The organism is Micromonospora sp. NPDC049559 (assembly GCF_040676675.1).
Taxonomy (GTDB): Bacteria; Actinomycetota; Actinomycetes; order Mycobacteriales; family Micromonosporaceae; genus JBFAPK01.
The window spans coordinates 70,743-88,228 of record NZ_JBFAPK010000027.1 but is presented as its reverse complement, the minus strand read 5'-3'; the positions used below and the strand labels follow the sequence as shown (position 1 = coordinate 88,228).

At 71.4% G+C, this 17,486-nt stretch carries 15 protein-coding genes; 8 read left to right on the top strand and 7 right to left on the bottom strand.

The window, feature by feature from the left end; translation table 11 throughout:
* Window positions 1–82 precede the first annotated feature (82 nt).
* The 5 genes from AB0J86_RS25875 to AB0J86_RS25855 all read right to left on the bottom strand — a co-directional run bounded on the left by AB0J86_RS25875 (window position 83) and on the right by AB0J86_RS25855 (window position 6,224).
* Complete coding sequence (locus tag AB0J86_RS25875; RefSeq protein ID WP_363860195.1) at window positions 83–2,539, bottom strand: DUF4132 domain-containing protein; 2,457 nt, start codon at window positions 2,537–2,539, stop codon at window positions 83–85.
* 38 nt (window positions 2,540–2,577) lie between these two features.
* Window positions 2,578–2,970 (bottom strand): hypothetical protein, encoded by a 393-nt coding sequence (locus tag AB0J86_RS25870; RefSeq protein WP_363860194.1) that lies wholly within the window; start codon window positions 2,968–2,970, stop codon window positions 2,578–2,580.
* A 130-nt stretch (window positions 2,971–3,100) separates the two neighbouring features.
* Entirely contained in the window at window positions 3,101–3,925 is an 825-nt protein-coding gene (locus AB0J86_RS25865; protein WP_363860193.1) for a carbohydrate ABC transporter permease, read from the bottom strand.
* Complete coding sequence (locus tag AB0J86_RS25860; RefSeq protein WP_363860192.1) at window positions 3,922–4,893, bottom strand: sugar ABC transporter permease; 972 nt, start codon at window positions 4,891–4,893, stop codon at window positions 3,922–3,924. The genes AB0J86_RS25865 and AB0J86_RS25860 overlap by 4 nt, the downstream gene beginning before the upstream one ends.
* The gene (locus tag AB0J86_RS25855) at window positions 4,890–6,224 is read right to left on the bottom strand and encodes an extracellular solute-binding protein (RefSeq protein ID WP_363860191.1); all 1,335 of its coding nucleotides are present in this window, start codon (window positions 6,222–6,224) and stop codon (window positions 4,890–4,892) included. Before AB0J86_RS25855 ends, AB0J86_RS25860 begins: the two co-directional genes overlap by 4 nt.
* A 399-nt stretch (window positions 6,225–6,623) precedes the next feature.
* On the opposite strand from AB0J86_RS25855, the gene AB0J86_RS25850 reads away from it, so the two are divergent.
* From AB0J86_RS25850 to AB0J86_RS25840, 3 genes are all read left to right on the top strand, one after another.
* A complete protein-coding gene (locus AB0J86_RS25850; protein WP_363860190.1) occupies window positions 6,624–7,664 on the top strand; it encodes a LacI family DNA-binding transcriptional regulator in 1,041 nt (346 codons plus the stop codon).
* Window positions 7,665–7,731: 67 nt separating this feature from the next.
* Complete coding sequence (locus tag AB0J86_RS25845) at window positions 7,732–8,697, top strand: family 43 glycosylhydrolase (protein ID WP_363860189.1); 966 nt, start codon at window positions 7,732–7,734, stop codon at window positions 8,695–8,697.
* Window positions 8,694–9,620 (top strand): carbohydrate kinase, encoded by a 927-nt coding sequence (locus AB0J86_RS25840; RefSeq protein ID WP_363860188.1) that lies wholly within the window; start codon window positions 8,694–8,696, stop codon window positions 9,618–9,620. The genes AB0J86_RS25845 and AB0J86_RS25840 overlap by 4 nt, the downstream gene beginning before the upstream one ends.
* 63 nt (window positions 9,621–9,683) lie before the next feature.
* Here the strand turns inward: AB0J86_RS25840 and AB0J86_RS25835 are convergent, their stop codons facing one another.
* Together AB0J86_RS25835 and AB0J86_RS25830 are read right to left on the bottom strand one after the other, a co-directional pair.
* Window positions 9,684–10,937 (bottom strand): NAD(P)/FAD-dependent oxidoreductase, encoded by a 1,254-nt coding sequence (locus tag AB0J86_RS25835; RefSeq protein ID WP_363860187.1) that lies wholly within the window; start codon window positions 10,935–10,937, stop codon window positions 9,684–9,686.
* Between the two features lie 31 nt (window positions 10,938–10,968).
* Window positions 10,969–11,559, bottom strand: coding sequence for an OsmC family protein (locus AB0J86_RS25830; RefSeq protein WP_363860186.1), 591 nt, complete (start codon window positions 11,557–11,559; stop codon window positions 10,969–10,971).
* Between the two features lie 75 nt (window positions 11,560–11,634).
* Between AB0J86_RS25830 and AB0J86_RS25825 the strand changes: the two genes are divergently transcribed.
* From AB0J86_RS25825 to AB0J86_RS25805, 5 genes are all read left to right on the top strand, one after another.
* Window positions 11,635–12,837: a homoserine O-acetyltransferase gene (locus tag AB0J86_RS25825; protein WP_363860185.1), complete on the top strand. Its 1,203-nt coding sequence runs from the start codon at window positions 11,635–11,637 to the stop codon at window positions 12,835–12,837.
* A 28-nt stretch (window positions 12,838–12,865) separates the two neighbouring features.
* Window positions 12,866–14,191, top strand: a complete 1,326-nt coding sequence (locus AB0J86_RS25820; RefSeq protein WP_363860184.1) for an O-acetylhomoserine aminocarboxypropyltransferase/cysteine synthase family protein — start codon at window positions 12,866–12,868, stop codon at window positions 14,189–14,191.
* A gap of 7 nt (window positions 14,192–14,198) precedes the next feature.
* Window positions 14,199–14,681: a CoA-binding protein gene (locus AB0J86_RS25815; RefSeq protein WP_363860183.1), complete on the top strand. Its 483-nt coding sequence runs from the start codon at window positions 14,199–14,201 to the stop codon at window positions 14,679–14,681.
* A 565-nt stretch (window positions 14,682–15,246) separates the two neighbouring features.
* A complete protein-coding gene (locus AB0J86_RS25810; RefSeq protein ID WP_363860182.1) occupies window positions 15,247–15,945 on the top strand; it encodes a DUF1684 domain-containing protein in 699 nt (232 codons plus the stop codon).
* Window positions 15,946–15,980: 35 nt separating this feature from the next.
* Window positions 15,981–17,480 (top strand): ABC transporter substrate-binding protein, encoded by a 1,500-nt coding sequence (locus tag AB0J86_RS25805; RefSeq protein ID WP_363860181.1) that lies wholly within the window; start codon window positions 15,981–15,983, stop codon window positions 17,478–17,480.
* Window positions 17,481–17,486 lie beyond the last annotated feature (6 nt).

Here is a 17,486-nt window from a genome sequence, read left to right as displayed (position 1 = left end):
TCGCGGCCTGGCGTCGTGAGGTCTCCGGTAGTGGGTTCGTCGCGCAGGAGAACCCGTAGCCGGAGACCTCACGACCGCCGGGTCAGCGGCGCAGCTGCTGGGTGATCGTGGGGTCGGTGATCCCGGTGTCCCGCGCCAGCATGACCGCCTTGCTGAGGATGACGCCGAGCACCCGGTCCCCGTCGAACGGGAGGAAGACGTCGCCGGTCGAGGAGCCGGCCGACTGCTTCGGCACGATGCAGAGGTACTGGTCGTTCGGGCTCATCAGGATGTTGCCCGAACCGAGGTGGATCTTGTAGGTGCGCAGGTCGCCGCGGACGACGAGGAAACGGCCCTCGACCCGCGCCCGGTCGGCGATGGCCAGTCGGGGCACGAGGCGTTCGAGTATCTCCTTGCGGGTCTGCGCGGTGCCGCTGAGCTCGCCGAAGCTGTACGACGCCCAGTACTCGCGGAACCGCCCCTCGGGACCGCCGTCCTGCCAGGCCGGGTCGTTGCCGACGCTGGCGACGCCGACGAACAGGTCCACGTCCCGCAGCACCTCGCTGAGCACCAGCGGCGGGATCCCGGCCAGCGGCAGCGGGTCCGTCGGCTGCGCGTCCGGGTGCAACCACTGCTCGTAGCCGCCGCCACCGGCGTGCGCGTGGTTCTCGGGCGCGTGAATCGGATAGAACCGGACCTGGTCGGTGGCGATCCGCAGGTACGCCCCCGACTCGGTGGCGTCGGTCTCCCAGTTGTGGCCCGCGCCCTCGATCCAGAACTCCGCGCGCAGCCCCCACTGCGGCAGCTCCCGGACGGCCGGCTCGTACGTGTCGTCGACCATCATCCGCAGCTTGTTGCGCCAGCCCCGCGCCGCCGTCAGCGCGTGGAACTGGTGCTGGCGCAGGATGTGCGCGGCGTACCGGTTGGAGTAGACCCGGGTGTTCTCCTCGGCCGCGGTCAGCAGGTAGACCTCGCGGTGCGCCTGTTTGAACGGCTGGGTCACGCGCTTGGCCTCCAGCCACCCGCGCCAGGCGAGCACCTCGTCCACCGCACGGTCGATCGGGTGCCACAGCCGCACGGTCTCGCCGGCCGCGATCTCCTTGTCCTCGACGGTACGCAGCGCGCCGTCCCAGTACGCGCACGGCACGTCGTCGACCAGCCAGATCAACCGGCGGGCCAGCGTACCGACCAGGGGGTGGTCGAGGTAGCGGGCGCGCCAGGCCGCGAACGGCCAGACCCGCTGGGCGAGGAACTGGCGGTCGAGGCGCTCCGCCTGGGCCGACAGCATCTTCTCGACGTCCTTGCCGGCGGCCTTGAACTCGGCGAGCCGCTCGGCGTGCTCGGAGCGCACCGAGGCGGGGACCGACTTGACAGTCTTGCCGGCGCTGTTGCGCCAGGTGACCGTGACCGTCCCGGAGGTGGCGTCCAGCGTCGCCGCCGCGTCCCCGAAGTGTTCGACGCGCCGGCCCACCTCGGTCAGCCCGTACGCCGGGACGGCCAGCTCCTCGACCTCGTCCCGGGTCAGGTCCAGCGCCGCCGCCCGGGCGTCGAGGGCCGCGTTCAGCTCCTTCAGCGTGCCCTTGTAGGTAACCCGCGCGGCGAGCCGGGCGATCTGGGCGAGCGCCTCCTCCGCCGGGATACGCGACAGCGCGTACACGGCGGCGTTGGCGACCTTGGGGTTACGCGGGCCGATTCCCGCCACCTTGCGCAGTGACGTCTCGACCAGCGCGCCGAGCACCCGCGGGGTCTCGGGATGGTCGGGCAGGAACGAGGTCAGCCAGACGAGCCCCCGCAGAGGCGTCGCGTTGTACTGGTCGAATGCCTCGTTGACGTCGTGTTCCCACCGCGTCCGGTTGAGGAGGATGGTGCGCGGACGGCCGACCAGCGTGAGCCAGCTCCGCAGCCGGTCGCCGGGCTCGGCCAGCTCGTCGAGCAGTTTCCGGCCGGTCACCGCCCACTTCTCCGCCGGCCTGGCGCTCGTCGCGGTCGCCGCGTGCCGGAACAGCTCGTGCCATCGGCGGGCCTGCGCGGGGTCGAGCGACGCGACGTCGGCCAGGGCGCGGTCGGCCCACGCCTCGCCGGGGTTGAGCGCTGGTACGTCGAGCCGCTCCAGCAACGGCTTCAGCGCCCCGGGCGAGCCCCAGTAGCCGTGCGCGACGGTGCGACGCATCATCGCGACGACCTCCAGCGGCAGCGGCCGGGCGGCGTCGAGAAGGACCTCGGCCAGCTGCCGTTGCTCGTCGCCGCCGAAGTAGGCGGTGTGCCGGGCGGCGAAGGCGAGCGCGACCGCGGCCGAGTCCGGTGTGCCGACCGTGCTGTAGGGCTTGACCAGGATCTCCAGCAGGTCGTTGGTGACCCGACGCTGTTCCGTCTCGGTGACCCGGCAACACCGTTCGAGGATCGCCATCAGCAGTTCGGGCCTGCGCTCGGGCGCGACGAGGCCGAGCGCGTCGGTCGCGTCCCGACTGTCGCGGCCCCACTGCCCGGTGTAGCCGGCGGTGTACGCCAGCACCTCGTCGGCGAGGCCCTCGACGTCGTCGCGGCGGGCGAGCTCGGCCATCCGTTCGGCACGTTCGGGCGAGTGGGTCGGCGCCGGCATCATCCACCGACCAGCGGTACGAGCTTGAGGAAGGTGACCTGCACGCCGCGGGTCAGCTCCACGACCGCGTCGAGGTCCTCGACCTGCCGATCGCCGACGAGGACGATGAAACCGTTCCGGGAGAACGCCTCCAGGGCGCGGGCGGCCTGCTCTTCCGGATCGACCCGGCGCGGCTGCTGGAGTTTGAAACCGTTGAGCGTCCGCTCGGTGTTGGTCGGCTGCACCAGCCCGCGGAAGACGTCACCGCCCTTCGCGTTGTGCTCGGCGACCTCCTGGAAGACGCGGCGACGGATCACCTCCCGCAGCGGCAGGCGTTCCTCGAAGATCTCCAGATGCCACGCGGCACCGCGCTCGCCCGCGGTCGTCTCATCGACGAAACTCACCATCGCCATGGCGCCGCAGTCTAGGACAGCCCTCCGACAGCATCGGCGGCGCCGAAGCGACGCCGTGGGCGAACACGTCCGCGACTCCGCGGCGACCTCGCTCGACGTCGCCGGGGATCCGTGGACGCGTCGCCGGCGGCTATCCCTTGAGGGAACCCTGGAGCAGGGCCTTGATGAACTGGCGCTGGAAGATCAGGAACACGACGAGGGTCGGGGTGAGGATGAGCAGCGATCCGGCGCAGAGCAGCACCAGGTCCGTGCCCCACCGACCCTGGAACGCGCCGAGCGCCCCGGCCATGGTGCGCCTGGTGGCGTCGTCGACGAGCACGATGGCGAGCAGGAACTGGTTCCAGGTCCAGAGGAACAGCAGGATCGCCAGGGAGGCGATCGCCGGCCGCGCCAGCGGCACCTGGATTCGCCAGAAGAGCTGCCAGGTGGTGCTGCCGTCCATCCGCGCCGCCTCGGAGAGTTCGGTCGGCACGTTGGCGAAGTGCGCCCGCATCCAGAACACGGCGAACGGCATGTACAGCCCGATCAGCGGCAGGACGATGGCCCACCGGGTGTTGAGCAGCCCGAGGTCGCGCATCTGGTAGTAGATCGGGGTGATCACCGCCTCGAAGGGCAGGGTCAGGCCGAGCAGGAGGAGACCGAAGGCGAACCTGCCGCCCGGTACCCGCAGGTGGCCGAGCCCGAAGCCGGCCATGGTGGCGATGACCACGGAGACCGGTACGACGCCGACCACGATCAGCAGGCTGGAGCGCAGCAGCGCGGCCATGTTCGCGGCGGTGAAGGCGTCGACGAAGTTCCCCCACTGCGGGTGCGCGGGCCAGGTCAGCCCGTCCGGTACGGTGCCGCGGGGCTGCAACGCCGCGGACAGCATGCTCACGAACGGCAGGAGTGTGACGAGGACCAGCGCGACGAGGAAGACGCGACCGGTCAGCCACTCGCGGCGGCTCAGGTTCATCCCTTCTCCTCCCGGGTGAGCCGTTGGATCGGCAGCACGCACGCCAGCACCAGCAGCATGAGCACGACGGCCAGTGCCGAGGCGAGCCCGACCTGGCGCTGCGAGAACGCGAGCCGGTAGATCTCCAGGCCCGGCACGGTGGTCTGCAGGCCGGGGCCGCCGCTGGTGGAGATGTAGACGATGTCGAAGCTGGCCAGGGCCGCGATCACGGTCACCGTGAGGCACACCCCGATCTCGTGTCGCAGGCTGGGCAGGGTGACGGCGAAGAACTCGCGTACCGGCCCGGCGCCGTCGATGCGGGCCGCCTCGTACAGCGCGGGGTCGATCTTGCTCATGCCGGTGACCAGCAGGATCGTGCAGAGGCCGAGCAGGACCCAGGCGCCGATCACGCCGACGGCGGGCAGCGCCGTGTCGAAGTCGCCGAGCCAGGCGCGGGCGAGCCCGCCCAGGCCGACCGCGCGAAGCACCTGGTTGACCAGGCCGTTCGACGACAGCAGCCAGCTCCACGCGATGCCGGCCGCCACCAGGGGGATCACCTGCGGCAGGAACAGGATGGTGCGTACGACGGTGCCGAACGGTCCCGCGGTGATCCGTCGGACGAGGCTGGCGACCAGCAGCCCGAGCCCGACCGGGATGAGGCTGAAGAACACGATCAGGACGAACGCGTTCGAGATGATCTTCAAAAGGTCGCGGTCGGTGAAGACGGTGAGGTAGTTGTCCAGCCCCGCCCACCGGGCCACGCCGATGCCGTTCCAGTGGTACAGCGAGTACTGGAAGGTCAGCGCGAGGGGGCGCAGCACGAAGACGGCGTACATGAGCAGGGCGGGCAACACGTACAGCCAGCCGCCCCACCGGGCCGTGCGGCCCCACCGGCGTCGGTGGGGCCGCACGGGCGACGGGCGGTTCCGGCGCCCCGCCAACGGCACCGTCGTCGGCCCGGTCCGGGCGTTGCCGACGGCAGGCGTCATCGGGACAGTTCCTTCGCGTACTCGGCCTGAACCGCCTGCACGTACCCCTGCGGGGTCTGCTGGCCGGCGACCAGCTTCTGCAGCTCCGGGGTGATCGCCGCGGCGAAGATGCCGCCGGTCGCGTTCGCGGTGAAGTCCACCGCCCCGTTCTCGGCCCCGAGCTGCTGGGACGCCTTGAGCGTCTGGGCGAGCACGCTCCCCGCCGGAGCGGCCGGAACGGCCAGGTCGGACGGGCCGCCGGGGTGGGAGCCGCCGACGGTCACCGAGATTTCCCGGGCCGTGGGGTTGGTGTGGACCCAGTTGAGAAAGAAGGCGGCGGCGTCCGGGTGCTTGGCCTTCGCGCCGACGCCGAAGGTGTTGGGCGCGGACATCGCCACGTGCCTACCGGTGCCGGACTCGGTGGGGAACAGGAAGAACCCCACGTTGCCGGGCATCGACCTGTCGAGGTTGCCCGACTCCCAGTCGCCGTTGAACATGAACAGGCCGTGGCCCTTCTGGAACTCCCCCATCATCGCGGTGTAGTCCAGGGCGTTCGCGTCCTTCGGGAAGTACCCGGCCTGCGCCCACCGCTGGATGGTCTGGGTGGCCTTCAGCGCCGCCGGCGTGTCGAACGTCGCGCCCGGCTTCTGGAAGATCCAGTCGGCGATCTGGGCGGGGTCGCCGAACTGGTTCTGCAACGCCTGGTGCGGGAAGTTGACGCCGGCGGTGTTCTTGTTGAACTGCATGATCGGCTGCACGCCGGCGGTCTTGGCCTTGGCCAGCAGCTCCTCGAACTCGGCGATGGTGCTCGGCGGCTCGGTCATGCCGACCTGCCTGGCCAGCGCCTTGTTGTAGAACACCCCGGTGACGCTGTAACCGAGCCCCATCCCGTACAGCGAGCCGGTGCCGCGCGGACGGCCGCCCTCGGCGACCCGCAGCTGCACCAGCTGGGAGGCGGGGAACCTGTCCCAGCCGTACGCGGTGAAGTACGGGTCCAGGTTCTTCAGCAGCCCGTCCTTGACCAGGTCCACCTCGGTGGGCAGCCGGATGATGTCCGGCGCGTTGTCCGAGGCCAGTACCCGCGGAGCGTTCTCCACGATCACCGTGAACTGGTCCTCCCGTACGTTGAACCTCACGTTCGGGTACTGCTTCGTGAACTCGTCGGCGAGCGCCTTCGCCAGCGGGAAGCCGCTCTCCGCGTACATCTCCAGGGTGATCGGCCCGCTCCCCAGTTCGGTGCTGACGGGTGCGGCGGACGCCTCGGGAGATGCCTGATCCGCTCCAGGGGCGCTACAAGCAGTGATCGCGGCGGCGGTCAGCAGGGGAACGACCAGCGCCAGCCCGCGTCGCAAGTGCTTCCTCGACAATCCAGACACTTCCACGGCTCCTTGACTCCTCCGCACGCCTCACCGCGAGCGACCGCCGCGACGGTTCCGTGGGATCCGGCACGACAGCCCGAGGGCCGCCACGCGATTCACGTCGCGACCCGCCCCGACCCGCAGCGCGCGATACCCAACCATGACCTCTCCCACAGCGGCGTCGGTACGCCTTCCGTGGCACGAAACCCCGTGGCTAAACTGATTTAGCAGAGCATGCGCGCGAGGCGTGGAGCTGTCAAGACAGGCCCCGGCAACGGCTCCCCGAAACAACGGGTCCACACCACGCCGGGTCCGACGGCACCGGGCCCACCCGCCCGCTACGGGATGATGAGCATGGCGGGGTCGGACGGGCCGCCACGATTCGGAGGACAGATGGGCCGAGGACAGATGGGCCGCAACCGGGCAACGCTGGCCGACGTCGCGCAGCGCGCCGGGCTGTCCAAGACCGCCGCGTCGATGGTGCTGAACGGGCGGGAGGGGACCCGGCTCTCCGCCGAGGCGCACCAACGCGTCTTCGCGGCCGCCGAGGAGCTCGGCTACCGTCCCAACGTCGCGGCGCGCAGCCTGCGTACCCGCAAGACGGCCACCATCGCGTTCGTCTCCGACATCGTCGCCACCACCCGGTTCGCCGGCGGCCTCATCCGCGGGGCGCTCGACGCGGCCCGGGAACGGGACCACGTGCTGCTGATCGCCGAGACGCAGGGCGACGCGGCGTTCGAGCGGTATGCCATCGAGGCGATGCTCGACCGCCAGGTCGACGGCGTCGTCTACGCGGCGATGGCGACCCGCCGGCTGACGGTGCCGCCCGCCATCCTGAGCGGGCCCGTCGTGCTGCTCAACGCCACCAGCCCGGAGGACCTGCCCCGCGTGCTCCCCGACGACGAGCGGGCCGGCCGGACCGTCACCACCGCCCTGCTCGACCGGGGCCACCGCGACCGGATAGCGCTCATCGGCCGCAACCGGCTCAAGGAGCGCGACCCGGAGGTCTCCCTCGCCGCACAGGCCCGCCTGCGCGGCATCCGGGAGACCCTCTCGGCCGCCGGCGCCACCCTGCTCGCGGAGGCGTTCTGCAGCGACTGGCTACCCGAGCACGGCTACGCCGCCATGCGCACCCTCCTGACCAAGCCGGACCGGCCCAGCGCGGTCATCTGCATGAACGACCGGCTCGCCTTCGGCGCCTACCAGGCACTCGGCGAGGCCGGACTGGCCGTCCCCACCGACATCTCCGTGGTCTCCTTCGACGACGACCCGATCGCCGCCTGGCTACGCCCCGGCCTCTCCACCGCCGCCCTGCCGCACGAACAGATGGGGCGCCGCGCGGTGGAGATCCTGCTCGACGGCCGCGCCACGGAACCGGTCCTCGTCCCCATGCCACTGCGTCGACGCAGGTCCGTCGCGGCGCCCTCCGCGTGAGCCGGGTCCGGCCCGTCGACGTGGTCGGCCGGTCCGCTAAACCGATTTATCTGATAGCTTGCCCGCCATGCTACGTCTGCCAGACCACTGGGTGTGGGACAGCTGGTACGCGCAGGACGAGGCCGGGCTGCGACACGCGTTCTTCCTGCGCGCCTCCCGCGCCCTGCTCGACCCGCACCGCCGCCACCTGCGGGCCACCATCGGCCACGCCGTCTCCACCGACCTGCGCTCATGGCGGCTGGTCGCCGACGCGCTCGTCCCCGCGGACGCGCCGAGCTGGGACGACCTGGCCACCTGGACCGGCAGCACCGTGCGGGGGCCGGACGGCCGGTGGTACCTGTTCTACACCGGGGTCAGCCGCGCCGAGGACGGGCTGGTCCAGCGCATCGGTCTGGCCGTCTCGGAGGACCTGACCACCTGGCACCGGCACGGCACCGGGCCGCTGGTGGAGGCCGACCCGACCTGGTACGAACTCCTCGACCGGGACCTGTGGTACGAGCAGGCCTGGCGCGATCCCTGGGTCTTCCCCGACCCCGCCGGCGCCGGCTGGCACATGCTCGTCACCGCCCGCGCCAACCACGGCCCGGCCGGCGAGCGCGGCGTGATCGGCCACGCCACCTCCCCCGACCTGGTCACCTGGACCGTCCGGCCGCCGCTGTCCGCCCCGGCCGGGTTCGGCCATCTCGAGGTTCCCCAGGTGGCGGTGGTCGACGGCCAGCCCCTGCTGCTGTTCTGCACCAACGCCGCGACCACCGCGCGGGGTACGGGCCACCGGATCTGGACCGCCACCGGGCCGACCGTCAACGGTCCCTGGGACGTCGCGTCCGCCACACCATTCCCCCACCCGCACCTGTACGCGCCCCGCCTGGTCCCGGGCCCCGACGGCGGATGGTCCCTGATCGGCTTCCTCGACGACGTCGACGGTGAGTTCGTCGGCGCGCTCATCGATCCCATCCCCGTCCGCTACCATCCCGGCACCGGGCTGGTCGCGGGCGGACCGAGCGAGGAGACCCGGCCAGAAAGGGCGCCATGAGCACCGGGACCATCACCGTCGTCGGCGAGGCGGTCGTCGACCTCGTCCAGTCGCCGGACGGCCGCTTCACGGCCCACCCCGGGGGCAGTCCCTTGAACGTCGCGGTCGGACTCGCCCGGCTCGGCCTGCCCACCAGGTTGATCGCCCGGTTCTCCACGAACGCCTTCGGTCGACGGTTGCGCGAACACGCCGAAGCCAACGGCGTCGACCTCGGCCATGCCGTCACCGCCGCCGAGCCGGCGACCCTCGCGGTCGTCTCGCTGGCCGCCGACGGCGCCGCCGCGTACGACTTCTACCTGGCGGGCACCGCCGACTGGCAGTGGCGGCCGGCCGAGTTGGCCGGCGCGCTCGACCACGGGGGCATCCTGCACACCGGGTCGCTCGCGGCGTTCCTCGACCCCGGGGCCGAACACATAGCCGAGACGCTGCGCGCCGCCCGGGACCGGGGCATGGTGATCAGCCTCGACCCGAACGTCCGGCCGGGCCTGATCGGCACCCCCGAGCAGGCCCGAGCCCGCGTCGAGCGGCTCGTGCGCCACGCCCACGTGGTCAGGGCCAGCGACGAGGACGTCGCCTGGCTCTATCCCGGCGAGCCGGTCGGCGACGTCCTCCAGCGCTGGCGCGACCTCGGCGCCGCGCTCGCGATCGTGACCCTCGGCCCCGACGGCGCGGTCGCGGCCACCGGTGCCGGTCCGCTGCGCCAGCCGGCACCGGTCGTCGAGGTGGTCGACACCATCGGCGCCGGCGACGCGTTCACCGCCGGCCTGCTCGCCGCCCTGTCCCGCAGCGGACCGGGGCCGTCCTGGCACCGCGACGACATCGCCGCCGCGATGCGGTTCGCCGTCGAGGTGGCGGCCCTCACCTGTACCCGCGCGGGGGCCGACCCGCCGCGCCAGGATCAGCTGCCGGACCGCAGCCGCTGACCATCGTCCGGACCCGGAAACCAGCCGGCCGACGGGCCCGGCCGGTCCGGGACGGGCCGCCGGTCAGCCGTCCCCCGCGCTCCGCGGCGCCCGACCGCCGGCCGCGCCGGCCAGGTACCGGGCGAGGTCGTCGACCACCTCGCGGGCGTCGTCCTCGATGCCGTAGATGAAGGTGGACTTGCGCCGCCGCAGCACGGGCAGCCCCAGGGCGTACATGCCGGGGCTGTCGACCGCGCCGCCGTGGTGGCGCAGCCGGCCCTTCGCGTCGACCACCGGCACGTCGAGCCAGCCGTAGTCGGGCCGGAAGCCCGTCGCCCACACGATCGTACGGATCTCGCCGCTGCGCAGGTCGAGCCGCAACCGCGCCGCTCCGGGCGGGCGGGTGGCCGGGAACCGCTCGGGCGGGCCGACCTCCCCGTCGCGTCCGTGACCGCGCGCCCACTCGTCGAAGGTGTCCAGCAGGCGCTCCATCTTGAGGTCGGCGAGCGAGAACAGGTTGCGCAGCCCGCCCGAGAAGAGCGCCTGACCGTCGCGCAGGGCCGCCCAGCGGCCCACCAGCTCGACCCCCGCCGCGGTGAGCGCGTTGAGGTCGAGGTCGTGCCGCTCGGGCGTCCCGGCGAGCTGCGGCGAGGGCAGGCGCCGGGCCCGTTCGAGGTCGTCGACCTCGTCGTACCGCTGGTCCCACACGCCCGACGCGGCCATCCACCACAGCACGTCGCGCCCACGGTAGGTACGCGGCAACCGTACGTGCTCGCCCACCGAGAGGGTCACCGGCCGCCCGGACCGCCGCAGCTCGGCCGCCAGCTGCACCCCGGTGGCCGAGGCGCCCACCACGAGGACGCCGCCGTCGGGGAGCTTGCCGGGGTCGCGGTAGTCGAACGGCGTCAGCTGCTCGACGGAGTCGGGCACCCCGGGCGCGAACCCCGGCACCACCGGCTGGTTGCACGCGCCGCTCGCGACGACCACCGCCCGGCAGCGGATCTCGCCGTGGCTGGTGGTGACGTGGTAGCCGTCGTCGACGCGCCGCACCGACGTGACGTTCGTCCCGGTCCGTACGGGGGCACGCGCGACGGCGGCGAAGCGGTCGATGAACTCGACCACCTCGCCGACCGTCAGGTAACCGTCGGGGTCCGGCCCTTCGTAGTGGTGGCCCGGCAGGCGGCACTGCCAGTTCGGCGTGAGCAGCCGCAGGGACTCCCAACGCTCGTGCTTCCAGGAGTTCGCCACCTCGCCGCGCTCGAGCACCACGTGCTCGATCGACCGTTCGGTGAGGAAGTGGCTCGCGGCGAGGCCGGCGTGGCCTGCCCCGATGACCACCGCGGTGGTGTGTTCGATGGCTCGGTCCCCCTCAGGCGACCTCGACGGTGACGTTCGTCGGGTTGGTGAGGGCGTCGAAGACGGCGGAGCGCTTCTGCGACTGGGCCACCAGCGCCTCGATCTCCTGCTCGGAGGCGTCCGCGTCGATGTTGAACGTCACCTTGATGTCGTTGTACCCGTTGCGGACGTCGCTGTCGACGCCCAGGATGCCGCGGATGTCGTGCTGGCCCTCGACCGTCGCCTCCACCGAGCGCAGCTGGATGCCGCGGTTCTGCGCGACGGACGCCACGCCCGCGGTCAGGCAGCTGGCCAGGCCGACGAGGAGGTACTCGATCGGGGTGATGCCGTTGTCCTCCGCCGCGAAGACCTCGGGGTGGTCGGCGTCGAAGACCGCCTCGGACCTGTGGGTCTGCTCCTGCCCGAGACCGAAGAAGTTCCGCACCCTCGTGGTGCTGTGCACGCCGTTCTGCCATTTCGCGGTCGCCCGCCAGGTGAACTGGGCGGCCTCGGGGGCGCCCTTCAGCGCTTGCCGCGCGTCGAGCAGTGCCTGCACGTTAACGCCGTTGTCGACCGTGGTCATGCCGCCCGTCTCCACCTTCCGCTCGTTCGCCTGATTACTCACAGGCGCTAGACAACATTACCTATGGGGATGGTAGACATTACCATCGAGAGGAGGGAATTGGCTATGATCACGTCCGTGGCGTCAGGCGGCACTGCCTCTGTCGGCAGCGTCGAGACGCGGTACCTCGACCTGCCCGAGCCGGCACGGCTGGACTGCGGCCGGGAGCTGGGTCCGATCCGCGTGGCGTACGAGACCTACGGCACCCTCTCCCCCGCGCGCGACAACGTCATCCTGGTGTGCCACGCGCTCAGCGGCGACGCCCACGCGGCGGGGCTGTCGGCGACGCCGCCCGAGGCGAGCACCCGCGACGGCTTCGCGGCGGCGGATCGCGACGGCCCGGCCGGACGGGGACTCGGCTGGTGGGACGGGATGATCGGCCCCGGCAAGGCGTTCGACACCGACCGCTACTTCGTCGTCGCCACCAACCTGCTCGGCGGTTGTCGCGGCACCACGGGGCCGTCGTCGATCGACCCGGCGACCGGCCGGCCGTACGGGTCGGACTTTCCGGTCATCACCGTGGCGGACATGGTCCGGACGCAGCGCGCGTTCCTGGACGCGCTCGGTATCGAGCGGCTCGCCGCGGTGGCCGGCGGTTCGCTCGGCGGGATGCAGGCGCTCGAATGGGCCGTCCTCTTCCCCGACCAGGTCGACGCCGTCGTGGCGATCGCCAGCACGCACGCCCTGCACCCGCAGGGCCTGGCCTGGAACGCGATCGCGCGCGAGGCGATCCTGCGCGATCCCGCCTGGCAGGGCGGCCACTACTACGGCTCGGGTCGCGCGCCGGACGGCGGCATGGGCGTGGGCCGGATGGTCGGCCACGTCACGTACCTGTCCGCGCCGGCGCTGGACGACAAGTTCGGCCGGCGGCTGCAGTTCGCCGACGACGTCCGCTACACGATCACCGAGCCGGAGTTCGAGGTCGAGAACTACCTGCGCCACCAGGCCGACTCGTTCATCCGGCGCTTCGACGCCAACACCTACCTCTACCTGTCGCGCGCGCTCACCTACTTCGACCTGGGCCGGCAGCACGGCGACGGATCGCTCGTGCGGGCCCTCGAAGGCGTCTCCGCGCGGACGTTGCTGATCGCCTTCAGCTCCGACTGGCTGTACCCGCCCGCGGCGTCGAAGGAGATCGAGGAGGCGCTGCACGCCCTCGGCAAGCCGGCCGAGTTCCACCTGATCGAGGCGCCGTACGGCCACGACTGCTTCCTGCTGGAAGAAGCGCGCCAGACGCCCATCATCCGCCAGTTCCTGGCCCGCGGTCGGGCCGGCGGCTGACGCCGAGAGAGCGAGGAGAGAGGCCTTCGTGACCGACGAGCCCCCGCGGACCGAGGAGGCCCGCGACTTTGGATTCGAGACCCGGCAGCTGCACGCCGGGCAACGCCCCGACCCGAACACGGGCGCCCGCGCCGTGCCGATCTTCCAGACGACCAGCTACGTCTTCGAGGACCCGGAGTCGGCGGCGGCGTACTTCAACCTGCAGGAGTACGGGAACACGTACTCGCGCATCATGAACCCGACCGTCGCGGTGTTCGAGGAGCGGGTGGCGAACCTCGAGGGCGGCTGTGGCGCGGTGGCGTTCGCCAGCGGCATCGCGGCGCAGGCGGCGGCCCTCTTCACGCTGCTGCAGCCGGGCGACCACGTCGTGTCGTCCTCGGCGCTCTACGGCGGTACGGTCAACCAGCTCAAGCACCTGCTGCGCAAGATGAACGTCGAGCTGACGTGGGTCGATCCCGACGATCCGGACGCGTGGCGCCGGGCGGTCCGCCCGAACACGAAGGCCTTCTTCGGCGAGACGATCGGCAACCCCGCCGGGAACGTGCTGGACATCGAGACCGTGGCCACCATCGCGCACGAGCACGAGCTGCCGCTGATCGTGGACAACACCTTCGCGACGCCGTACCTGTGCCGCCCGATCGAGTGGGGCGCCGACATCGTCATCCACTCGGCGACCAAGTTCATCGGCGGCCACGGTACGAGCATCGGCGGCGTGGTCGTCGAGGCGGGCACGTTCAACTGGTCCAACGGCCGGTTCCCGGTGATCGCGGAGCCGTCCCCCGCGTACCACGGCCTCCAGTTCCACGAGACGTTCGGCGCCTACGGCTACCTGATGAAGCTGCGGGCCGAGACGCTGCGCGACCTCGGCGGGGCCCTCGCGCCGTTCAACGCGTTCCTGTTCCTCCAGGGGCTCGAGACGCTGTCGCTGCGGATGCAGCGCCACGTCGAGAACGCGCTGGCCGTCGCGGCGTTCCTCGAGTCGCACGAGCTGGCGACGAACGTGACCTACCCCGGCCTGCCGACGAGCAGGTACCGGCCGCTCGTGGAGAAGTACCTGCCGCGCGGCGCGGGCGCGGTCTTCTCGTTCGACTGCGCCGGCGGCCGAGCCGGCGGGCAGGACCTCATCCGCGGCGTGACGCTCTGGTCGCACCTGGCCAACGTCGGCGACGCGAAGAGCCTGATCATCCACCCGGCCAGCACGACGCACCGCCAGCTGAGCGACGACGAACTGCTGGCGGCCGGCGTCGCGCCGGGTTCGGTGCGTCTGTCGGTCGGCACCGAATCCGTCGACGACCTGATCTGGGACCTGGAGCAGGGCTTCGCGAAGGTCGCCGCGACGGTGGGAGAGGGGTAGCGACGGCATGACCGATCTCAGTCGGTACCAGGACGTGTCGGCGATCCAGCGGGTGCTGCACACCGCGCGGACCATCGCGATCGTCGGCCTGTCGAACAACGAGCTGCGGGCCAGCTACTTCGTCGGCTACTACCTCAAGCGGCACGGCTACCGGGTGATCCCCGTGAACCCCCGCGAGACGACGATCCTCGGCGAGACCAGCTACCCGAGCCTGGGCGACGTACCCGTGCCGGTGGACCTCGTGAACGTCTTCCGCGCGCCGAGCGCGCTGCCGGCGATCGCCCGGGAGGCCACCGCCATCGGCGCGGGCACCCTCTGGTGCCAGTTCGGTGTGATCAACGCCGAGGGCGGACGGATCGCCGAGGAGGGCGGCCTGACGGTGATCATGGATCGCTGCATCAAGATCGAGCACGCGCGCTACCGGGGCCGGATGCACTGGCTCGGCTTCAACACCCAGCGCATCACCTCGGTCCGTACCGGGCTCCAGTAGGCCGCGGTTCGACCGTCCCTCCCGCCGGCCCGAGCGGTGTTCGCGACCCGGCCTCCGGCGCGGACGGCCGAACCGCGACATCGCCGTGCCGACCCCGGCGCGGGCGGGCGCCGGCCGGACGGCCAGGCCAGGCCAGGCCAGGCCAGGCCAGGCCAGGCCACCGGCATGATCAGGGTCTCGTCACGTTCGCTTGTCGTGTCGCCACGGCCGTGCCTAGACTTCCCGGGTCTGTCCGTACGGCCCGGCTGCGAGGAGGTGACGGCGTGCGAACCAACGAGGGCGCCGTCATGCTGCGCATGCGCCGGCACATCGACTTCGGTCGCGCTGTCACCGCGGCCTGTCCGGGCTACCCGCCGGCCCGCTGAAACATCTTCCGCCTCTCGTCGAGGCGTCGTCACGGGTGGCCGCGGCCGCAAGGGCCGCCACCGGGCATCGTGAGGCATCGACCAGCCGACTTCCGGCCCCAGCGCGGTCGACGCCAGCATCCTGGCCAGCAGCCGGGACACCACGGCCGAGCTAATGCCAAATACGGCCAGAACAGCAGAAATCAATCGGAAGACGTGTCATGTCCTCTCAGCTAGACCAGGCGCGGGACGAGTGGGCGGCGTGGCGCCGGGCCCGCGAAGCCGCGCTGACCGCGCCGACCGGAAACCTCGCCCTCGTGGAGACCCGCTGGCTCGCCGGTGACGAGGAACCCCCGCCGGAGCGGGAGCCCGACGGCGTGTTCACGACCACGATCCGGCAGGTCGACCCCGTCACCGGAGGGACCCGGCACGGCATCCGCCGGTGGGACCCGCGCTCGGCGGCGATCACGCACTTCGTGAGCACCGACCCCTATCCGTACGACCCGGCGTGGGTGCTGCCGGCGCGCTTCGTACCGGCCGGTCCGGAGCACCACGTCGCGTTCGCGCACCGCCGGGACAACGGCGCCACGCGCGACCTGCCGGTACCCGGACACATCGAGGTGACCGTGGCGGGCACCGAGTTCACCGTCCACGCGTTCGACGACGAGGGCTCCCTGCTGCTCGTCTTCGGAGACCGCACCAACGGCCGCCAGACGTACGGCGGTGGCCGCTTCCTCACCGTGCCCTGGCCGTCCGACTCCGGCCGTACCGTCCTCGACTTCAACCGGGCCCACACCCCGCCGTGCGGCTTCTCGGCCCACTACAACTGCCCGCTGCCGCCGCCGGAGAACCGGTTCCCCTTCCCCATCGAGGCCGGCGAACGACTCCCCGTCTTCCGCGACGGCTTCACCGTCGGATGACGACACCCCGCCCGCATTCCAAGGAGCACATCCCCGTGAGGAAAATACTGACCGCCGTCGTCGCCGTCGCGCTCGGCCTGGGCCTGGCCGCCTGCGGCGCGGACGGCGACCGCTCGGCCGCGTCCGGCGCCGACGCGACCATCGACGTCGGCTCGCTCTACGAGCCGCAGAACCTGGACAACACCGGGGGCGGCGGCCAGGGCGTCACCGAGGCCCTCAACGGCAACGTCTACGAGGGGTTGTTCCGGCTCACCGACAACGGCAAGGTCGAGAACCTGCTGGCGAGCGACTACAGCGTCAGCGGTGACGGGCTCACGTACACGTTCAAGCTGCGTACCGGCGTCACGTTCCACTCCGGCAGGGCGCTCACGGCGGCCGACGCCAAGTACAGCCTGGAGAAGGTCATCGCGCCCGACTCGAAGTCGGCCCGCAAGAGCAGCTTCGGCCCGATCTCCACCATCGCCGCGCCGGACGACAGCACGCTCGTGGTGACCCTGAAGAGCCGATCCATCTCCTTCGTCTACAACCTCTCCTACGTCTGGATCGTCAACCCGCAGAACCAGAGCCCGACCACGACGGCGGACGGCACCGGCCCGTACCGGCTCACGAAGTGGCAGCGCGGGGCGACGCTGAGCCTCACCCGCTTCGACGGGTACTGGGGCACGAAGGCGTCGAACAAGGAGGTGGTGTTCCACTACTTCACCGACGCCAGCGCGCTGAACAACGCCCTGCTGACCAACCAGATCGACCTCATCACCAGCGAGCAGAGCCCGGACGCGCTGAGCCAGTTCACCGCGAACTCGGGGTACCAGGTGAACGACGGCGCCTCGACGACGAAGCTGCTGCTGGCCTTCAACGACCGGGTGGCGCCGTTCAACGACGTCAAGGTGCGCAAGGCGGTCTACTCGGCCATCGACCGCAAGAAGCTGCTCGAGTCGATCTGGGGCCCGCACGGCAAGCTGATCGGGTCGATGGTGCCGCCGACCGACCCCTGGTACGAGGACCTCACCAGCGCCAACCCGTACGACGTCGACCTGGCCAAGCGCCTGCTCGCGGAGGCGGGGCACGCCGGCGGCTTCGCCTTCACGCTCGACACCCCGAACTACGACCCGCACCCCACGGTCGCCACGTTCCTCAAGTCCGAGCTGGCGAAGGTCGGCATCACGGTCAACATCAACGTGATCAGCGCCGACGAGTGGTACACGAAGGTGTTCCAGAAGCACGACTTCGCGGCCACCCTGCAGGAACACGTCAACGACCGCGACGTGGTCTGGTACGGCAACCCCGACTTCTACTGGGGGTACGACAACCCGCAGGTGACGCAGTGGGTCACCCAGGCCGAGCAGGCCGCCACGGCGGACCAGCAGACCGCGCTGCTCAAGCAGGTGAACCAGCGGATCGCGCAGGACGCGGCGAGCGTCTGGCTCTACCTCTACCCGCAGATCGTGGTCGCCTCCACGAGCGTGTCGGGATACCCCGTCAACGGGCTGAACTCGCAGTTCTACGTCTACGGCATCACCAAGCGGGAAGGCTGACCGGCG